This window comes from Legionellales bacterium (genome assembly GCA_026125385.1).
Taxonomy (GTDB): domain Bacteria; phylum Pseudomonadota; class Gammaproteobacteria; order JAHCLG01; family JAHCLG01; genus JAHCLG01.
Map to the genome: position 1 here is coordinate 1 of JAHCLG010000053.1, position 7,026 is coordinate 7,026.

The following is a 7,026-nucleotide window of genomic DNA, read 5'->3' on the forward strand; positions in this document are numbered from 1 at the left end:
GGCCGTCGCCGGGAACGTCGCGCAGCGGAGATCCAGGATCAGAGTTTTTTTAATGCTCCGATCCTGGATCTCCGCTGCGCTACGTTCCAGGCTACAGCTTGCGCTCCGTTCCAGGCTATATTATCAAGCATAACATTTAGGAGTTATATTGTCAGTGTTAGAGCGAGAAAATTTAAATACATCATTGCAAACATTAGCTAGCGTCCAAGAAATATTAACTTGGATGGAAAACCTGTTTACTGAAAATAAGTTATTTTTCGGTCATGGAACGGATAATGCGTGGGATGAGGCGGTTGCGATTTTATTGTCAGTCTTAAAATTACCGATGGATTGTGATGAGAGTATTTTAAAAAATACAATAAGCCCACCACAAAAACAACAATTAATTGAGTGTATTTTATTACGGGTCAATCAACGCATTCCCAGCGCGTATTTAACTCATCGCGCTAATTTTGCTGGATTGGAATTTTATGTGGATGAACAGGTATTAATTCCACGATCGCCAATCGCTGAATTAATTGAAACACGATTTCATCCCTGGATTGCCTATGAAAATATTCATCACATTTTAGATATTGGAACAGGCAGTGGTTGCATTGCCTTAGCGTGCGCGTTTTATTGTATGAATGCGAGCGTAGTGGGCGTTGATATTTCTTCCCAAGCCTTAGCCATCGCAGAGCGCAATTCTCAACAATTAAATTTGAGCGAGCGAGTTACTTTTATCCAATCCGATTTATTCCAAAATTTACCTTCACAAAAATTTGATATTATTATTAGTAATCCTCCGTATGTGGATCAAGACGATATCAATAGCATGCCAGAAGAATATCATCACGAACCGCGCCTGGGATTAGCGGCTGGAATCGATGGCTTGCAATTTGCGATCCCGATTATTCAACAAGCCGCCCATTATTTAAGTGATCAGGGAATTTTAATTGTTGAAGTGGGGAATTCTCAATACGCTTTAGAACAGTATTTTCCGCAATTACCCTTTATTTGGCTCGAGTTCGAGCGCGGCGGCGAGGGCGTATTTTTATTAACTCGACAGGATTTAATTCAAGCAGGATTTTCAGCATGAGTGGCAATAGTTTTGGGCATATCGTAAAAATAACAACGTTTGGGGAAAGTCATGGACAAGCGCTGGGCGTGATTATCGATGGCGTGCCACCCGGTATTGCACTGGATGAAGCTGAAATTCAATTAGAATTAGATAGGCGAAAACCTGGCACCTCACGCTATACTACGCAACGACGAGAAAATGATAGTGTGGAAATTTTATCGGGTGTTTTTAATCATCAAAGCACAGGAACGCCGATTGCCCTAATGATTAAAAATACCGATCAACGTTCGAGTGATTATGAAGACATTCAATCAAAATTTCGCCCAGGTCATGGCGATTATGTGTATCAACAAAAATATGGGATCCGCGATTATCGCGGGGGCGGACGTGCTTCTGCGCGTGAAACGGTGGCACGTGTTGCCGCAGGTGCAATTGCAAAATTATTTTTAAAACAAAAAAATATTGTTATTCGCGGTGCGCTAGTACAAATGGGCGAAATTCTGTGCCCCGTAAAAAACTGGGAAAGCGTTAATCATAATCCATTTTTTTGTGGCGATGACAATAAAATTTCGGAATTAGAAAATTTAATTACCCAGTTGCGTCGTGAAGGTGATTCGATTGGAGCAAAAGTTTATGTGGAAGCCCTAAACGTTCCACCCGGATTGGGCGCGCCAGTGTTTGCAAAGCTAGATGCGGATATTGCTAGTGCGATGATGTCGATTAATGCAGTAAAAGCCGTGGAAATTGGTGATGGTTGGGATGCGATCACGGCTAAAGGCAGCGAATTTCGCGATGAAATGACACCGCAAGGATTTTTGAGTAATCATGCAGGCGGAATTTTAGCCGGCATTTCCAGTGGACAAACCATTCGCGTGAGCCTCGCCCTAAAACCCACTTCCAGTATTTTAAAACCCGCGAAAACCATTGATATCGATGGGAATGCCACCGACATTGTTACCAAAGGTCGTCATGATCCGTGTGTGGGCATTCGGGCAACGCCAATAGCCGAAGCAATGTTAGCATTAGTCTTAATGGATCATTTTTTACTGCATCGCGCGCAAAATGCGGAAGTAGCACTCAAGACGCCGAGGATTTGAGAAATTAAACTCTATATTTAGTCATATCGTTCCTTTATCGCACAGAAAAATCAAACCGATACATTGTTAATTTATCATTGAATCTTTAACCACTACATTTATGTAGTGAGTTTAACTGTTCTTAATTGTTTTGTTTTGTTTGTTTAGTATTGAGGGGTTGCATTTCAGTTCCTTCATCTTGTGGTGTATTGTCTGTTGGTGAGTTGTTGAAAATAGAATTCCAATTATAAGTATTATTGTTATAATTGCTACTGCTACTGCTACTGCTACTGCTACTGCTACTGCTACTGCTATTAATTATACTAGTATTGTTTGTTGCAGGAATTTGCTTTTCTAAATCAAAGATTGTAACCACTGCACCTACAGCTTTTAAAAATGATTTTACAGAATCACTGCCACCAAACAGTCCATCCCGTGGTGTATGAAAAATTCTGTGTACTACAGTATTCTTATTTTCAAGGTTACTAATAAATTGCTTTATATAATGGTATTGCAATTGCTTCTGAGTATTAGTGCCCTGTACAACAAAAGGGATAAGTGATTTTCCTAAGTCTAGTATAAGAGCTTTATTTTTAATTATTAATTTTTGTGTTATTTTTAAATTATTATCTTGCTCTGTGGTTAAATTCGGATTGTGATGATTACTCGCTAAATTTGGCATATCCATCACGATTAAATAAAAAACTGTATAAAAAGGTTCTTCTCTGGCGGTGTCTTTTTTAGCTAGCAATCGCTGAATAACCAAATCAAACACATTTGCGTTGGTAACAACGCTTGAACTATTTTCTGAAGATGCCGAATGAGCAGAGCTAGAAGACGAAGATGAAGACGAAGATGAAGTCGAGGACGAATTATTATTCACTGTTGGAGCGGTGGGCTGAGAAAGATAGCGAGGAATTCGCAAATGCGTGGGTATATTCTCTAATCCAACTTTGTTGGTATATTCTATATGAGCAGTTAACGCATCGATTTCCTGGTGGGTCATACTTTCTTTGAGTCTTTTGAGTAAATATTCAAGCATGGGATGCAGTTCATCTGAGCCCGATTGAAAAATACTTAAAAAACTCTGCCAAACTGGTTTATGTCCTGAAGTAAGATTGCAAGGTTGGATGTGCGTAATCGCGAGGTACGTGAGGAATCGCCAGTGGGGTAAATAGTTGTCTATATACGTTTTCAATATGCGATCATTCGAATAGCTGCATTCGAGCTGTTCATCGTATAATTTTGGCATAAGAATTTTTAAAAACTCTAATAGAGAAGAATTACTTTCATAGACCGCATGAATGCACAAATTTAAGAAGAAATGCTGTTCATCAGATAGGCGTGATTGGATTGCTGTAGTTATGGGAAAAGTATTTAGAACCTCATTGCGTTGATTACTATTAAAGGAATGCAGGTTCCAGAGACATAAAATTGGAATAACAAAGTTTTTTGACACCCAATAGTTTTGAAAAAAATCACACAAATAAAACAGTATACCATTACTAAGCGGTTCAAATTTTTGCCATAGAGAACCCATATTAATTCGTGGAGGCAGGGCAAGTCCATTTATTAATTGTTCTAAGTAATATTGTATCGATTCCTGACTGCAAGACACTTGAACTAAACTATTATAAACCTGATTATTTTCTAACGCAGTTCCTACAATATATCGAATCGCCGATTCTTCGACTAATTTATCAGCAGGGTTTAGATCTGGAACATGATAATTTAATGCCTTCAGTGTGTTGTTGGTATTTGCTAAACAAGTGGGAGCGATCTCACAAGGTAGCACATTTCTTGGCGTTTGGTTGGGAAGATTGCTTGTAGCTAACATCACTTCATAAAGTCTATCATGAAGCAGAGCAGTTTGGGGTGAAGTTATTCGATTGAGTTCGGCATAAATTTTATGCGCTTGGATTTTACCTTTTCTAGCCGCTATCGCAGACCAAAATTTGCCATTATCCAGTAATCGTTGACGAATAACGGCAATGGGATCAGCCGGAATTGTTTGGTATCCACGAAAAAGAGTAAAATGAGTATGTGATTGTGTTAATTGTGGGTTCGGTACTTGACGATTATGTCGTTCTAAATCTTCTAACGCCAATACACCAATAAAATATTGAGCTTCCACAATGTGTGCTTCAGCAGCTTTTTTCGCGTAGTCGAGTATTTTTGCGATATTTTCATAATAATTGCCTGAATTAAAATCAGCTTTATTTTGATAATATAATGTTAACGCTAAGTGATAATTGGCAATAATATAACCCTTGGAAATTGCCTCATTAAAATAATTACTCGCTGTCACTAGTAACTGTGTTTTATCAGAGTTAGCAGGGTTATCATCTGAATTTTTAGCCTGTAAAAAATGATATTGACCTAGTTTATCAGAATACCGAACGTAACGCTTGGCAGTTACTTCATAAAAAGGTAAAAAGCATGATGGTTTATTTGGATCTAGTCTTTTGTTAACACTGCCAATTGTGGCTGCAGCACAAATAAGACCTTGCTTATAAGCAATAAAAAACTCATTAAGAGCCAATTCATTATTATCTTTTGTCAAATAACGCAGGCCAAGAAAGTAAGTAATGATACTATTATCTTCACATATTCTTTTAGCAGTACGCAAGATTTCTATGGCGAGATCTAAACGATAGTGATTCCATTCTACGTCCGCATATTTTTTATTATCAAATTGATTTTGCTCGTCTAGGATTGAAGATGAAGATGAAGATGAAGATGAAGATGAAGATGAAGATGTAATACTGTTAGGTAAACCATTTTGGTTTTGATCACGCTCATCATCATTCGATGGATACTGATTTTTAATAAGAGTTAAACACTTTTCAGCTTCAGCAATTCCCAGATTTATACATTCAGAACCTTGGGTATTTTTTTCATTTATTTCGGTTAAAAAATAAATATTTAGTAATAATATGATGCTGGCATGCCACTTTTCGGTTTTATTATTTTTAGGGGTTTTCTCAACTTTCGTGTTTATTTTTGTTAATTCAACTACAAATTTATTTTGTAAAGTATCTGGATAATCATTTATTAAATCAAATAGGGTTGAGATTTCGTCATAGAGCTGATTAACATTTTCTTTAAAATCAAAATTACTCACCTGATTTTGAGTGTTTGCAGACGAAGATGAACTTGATGAACTTGTGCTTGGAAACTCATTTGGAGAGAATTTTGATAAGTTATCAGCAAGAGAATATATGGTGTTAAGCTTGTTGGTAAATTTTTCTAAAACTTCTTTAGAAGTGGGTTTTTTCGATAACATGCTAATTTACTTCTTTATATTTTTAAATCAGACGCAATTCTAAGAAATTATACGTGCGATGTCAATTTTACCCGGCGCTTCATTGCGTATATACTAAAATTAGGTTAAAACAACTTAATTTACACAAGTAAGGGTAAACGATGAAACAGGCAGTAGATGTTGCCGTGGTGGGTGCAACTGGGGCGGTGGGTGAGGTCATGCTCGATATTTTGGCAGAACGGAATTTTCCGGTGAATCAACTTTATGCGTTAGCCAGTGCTCGCTCAGCCGGTTCTACAGTGAGGTTTGGTGGTAAATCGATTCGGGTTGAAGATACGGAGAATTTTGATTTTTCTAAAGTAAAAATCGCCTTATTTTCCGCTGGGGGTAAAGTATCGGAAAAATACATTCCTAAAGCGAGCCAATTGGGATGCGTATGTATCGATAATACCTCGCAGTTTCGTTATGATGCTGATGTTCCTTTAATAATTCCTGAAGTGAATGCACCGAAAATTGGTGAGTTTTCTAAGCGCAATATTATCGCAAACCCCAATTGCTCGACTCTGCAATTACTTACTGTTCTCAAACCCTTGCACGATAAAGCCCAGATCACTCGCATTAATGTGGCAACTTATCAAGCGGTTTCCGGTGCTGGTCGCCAAGCCATTCAAGAGTTGGCACACCAAACCGTTGAGTTATTAAATGGTCGTAGCATTAAGCCCGAATTTTTTCCCACACAAATTGCCTTTAATCTTATCCCCCATATCGATGAATTCCAAGAAAATGGCTACACTCGTGAAGAAATGAAAATGATATGGGAAACTCGTAAAATTTTGGGTGATGATAGCATTCAAGTGAATCCCACTTGCGTGCGAGTTCCTGTTTTTTATGGGCATTCCGAAGCGGTGAATATTGAAACTCAACATAAATTAACGGTGCCAGAAGTTAAACGTTTACTCAAACAAGCGCCTGGTGTGAAAGTGGTAGATGATCCGCAGAAACTCCAATACCCAACTCCAGTCAAACATGCCAGTGGTCAAGATCCGGTTTATGTGGGGCGAATTCGTGAAGATCTTTCTCATCCGTTGGGATTAAATTTATGGATAGTCGCGGATAATATACGCAAAGGTGCAGCACTTAATGCCGTACAAATTGCGGAAATTTTATTTCGCGATTACTTGCAATCTTAACCAGCGTGAAGTGAGAGAGAGCAGCATAAATTGTGAGAACACTCAATAATTCAATACTATAGACAAGCTTAAACTTCTGGGTTACATTGACATTATTGTTGAAAAATTATGTCTCATCTACACTTCAAGGAGGAAGGCATAATTGGCGGCTAGGGGGAGCAACATTGCGTAAGCTGATTCAGTTAATTGGAGCAAGTTTGTTATTTGCGCCATTTTCTGCGTTTTCATTGGGGTTGGGTAATATCGAAGTTTATTCGGCGATTGGCCAACCCTTGGATGCGGAAGTTCAATTATTTGATTTAGGCTCCACACCCTTAGCAGAAATTCGCGCCACCATGGCCGATAGTGACACCTATCAACAATTTGCGATCCCCTATTCGAGCTTTCTCGGCCACATGCGGTTGCAAGTCACCCAAAGTTCACAAGGCCAACCCA

The 7,026-nt window shown here is 38.5% G+C and carries 5 protein-coding genes; 4 read left to right on the forward strand and 1 reads right to left on the reverse strand.

Annotation, left to right across the window (positions count from 1 at the left end; translation table 11 throughout):
• Positions 1–148: 148 nt before the first annotated feature.
• Both prmB and aroC read left to right on the forward strand, forming a co-directional pair.
• Positions 149–1,078: a 50S ribosomal protein L3 N(5)-glutamine methyltransferase gene (gene prmB, locus KIT27_12070; GenBank protein MCW5590383.1), complete on the forward strand. Its 930-nt coding sequence runs from the start codon at positions 149–151 to the stop codon at positions 1,076–1,078.
• Positions 1,075–2,157, forward strand: coding sequence for a chorismate synthase (gene aroC / locus KIT27_12075; protein ID MCW5590384.1), 1,083 nt, complete (start codon positions 1,075–1,077; stop codon positions 2,155–2,157). Before prmB ends, aroC begins: the two co-directional genes overlap by 4 nt.
• Positions 2,158–2,278: 121 nt before the next feature.
• Here aroC and KIT27_12080 read toward each other — a convergent pair whose 3' ends face one another.
• Positions 2,279–5,422, reverse strand: a complete 3,144-nt coding sequence (locus tag KIT27_12080) for a hypothetical protein (GenBank protein ID MCW5590385.1) — start codon at positions 5,420–5,422, stop codon at positions 2,279–2,281.
• Positions 5,423–5,562: 140 nt separating this feature from the next.
• Here KIT27_12080 and KIT27_12085 point away from each other — a divergent pair, with 140 nt between their 5' ends.
• Both KIT27_12085 and KIT27_12090 read left to right on the forward strand, forming a co-directional pair.
• Complete coding sequence (locus KIT27_12085; GenBank protein ID MCW5590386.1) at positions 5,563–6,591, forward strand: aspartate-semialdehyde dehydrogenase; 1,029 nt, start codon at positions 5,563–5,565, stop codon at positions 6,589–6,591.
• A gap of 164 nt (positions 6,592–6,755) precedes the next feature.
• Positions 6,756–7,026, forward strand: a 271-nt coding sequence (locus KIT27_12090) for a hypothetical protein (protein ID MCW5590387.1), incomplete at its 3' end; no start/stop codon positions are given.